Source organism: Streptomyces sp. NPDC089915 (assembly GCF_040684675.1).
In the GTDB taxonomy this organism is placed as follows: Bacteria; Actinomycetota; Actinomycetes; order Streptomycetales; family Streptomycetaceae; genus Streptomyces.
Genome location: NZ_JBFBGN010000385.1, coordinates 1 through 1,319, shown reverse-complemented (window position 1 = coordinate 1,319; position 1,319 = coordinate 1). Strand labels below are relative to the sequence as shown.

1 protein-coding gene is annotated in these 1,319 nt (G+C 74.3%); it reads left to right on the top strand.

The window, feature by feature from the left end; all coding sequences use genetic code 11:
- Positions 1–298: 298 nt before the first annotated feature.
- Positions 299–1,319, top strand: a 1,021-nt coding sequence (locus AB0O29_RS36030; protein WP_365160704.1) for an FAD-dependent oxidoreductase, incomplete at its 3' end; no start/stop codon positions are given.

Here is a 1,319-nt window from a genome sequence, read left to right as displayed (position 1 = left end):
CACTGACCGGCACTGACGCCACTGATGAAGGTCCCGTCCCGGGGCGGGGTGCTCGGCGTGCCGGTCAGAAGTCGCCGCCAAAGGGGGTGCCCGGCAGGTGGTGCTGGTCGACCCTGCCGATGCTCCCGTCGACGGCCTCGACCTCGAACCCGCGGAGGTCGAGGCCCCGCGGAGGTCGATGCCCCGCGGCCGGCCGTTCGTCGGAGCCGAGGGCCGGCCGCCGGCGCCGGAGGTGCACGGGCCGGGTGAGTGGGCAGACGGGCCGATGACCCGTCAGCTCTGCGAAAGGACGGAAACCGTGGCACGACCGAGGATCCTCGTGGTGGGTTCGGGCTTCGCCGGAGTGGAATGCGTACGCCGTCTGGAGCGCCGGCTGGCCCCCGGCGAGGCCGACATCCGCATGGTGACCCCGACCGCGTACCAGCTGTACCTGCCCCTGCTCCCCCAGGTGGCCTCCGGGGTCCTGACCCCGCAGTCCATCGCCGTCTCCCTGCGCCGCAGCAGCCGCCACCGCACCCGGATCATCCCCGGCACGGCGATCGGCGTCGACACCGCGGCCAAGGTCTGCTTCATCCGCGGGATCACCGGCGAGGAGACCCACGAGGTGTACGACCACCTCGTCCTGGCACCCGGCAGCATCACCCGCACCTTCGACATCCCGGGCCTGCTGGAGCACGCGCGGGGCATGAAGACCCTCGCCGAGGCCGCGTACCTGCGCGACCACGTCATCGCGCAGCTCGACCTCGCGGACGCCGGCCAGGACGAGGCCGAGCGCGCCTCCCGGCTGTGCTTCGTCGTGGTCGGCGGCGGCTACGCGGGGACCGAGACGGCGGCCTGCCTCCAGCGGCTCACCGAGCACGCGGTCAGGCGCTATCCCCGGCTGGACCCCGGCCGGATCAGCTGGCACCTGCTGGACCTGGCGCCGAAGCTGATGCCGGAGCTGGGCGACTCGCTGGGGCGGGCGGCCCTGGACATCCTGCGGCGCCGGGGCATCCAGGTGTCGCTGGGGGTCAGCGTCGCCAAGGCGGGGCCCGAGGAGGTGACGCTGACCGACGGGCGCGTGCTGGCGACCCGGACACTGATCTGGACCGCCGGCGTGGCGGCGAGCCCGCTGATCGGCACGATGGACGCGGAGACCGAGCGGGGACGCCTGGTGGTGACGGCGGAGCTGACGGTTCCGGACGCGCCCGGGGTCTTCGCCCTGGGGGACGCGGCGGCCGTGCCCGACCTCGCCCGGGGCGGCGACGGCGCGATCTGCCCGCCGACGGCACAGCACGCCCTACGGCAGGGGCGGACCCTGGCCGACAACGTGATCGCCT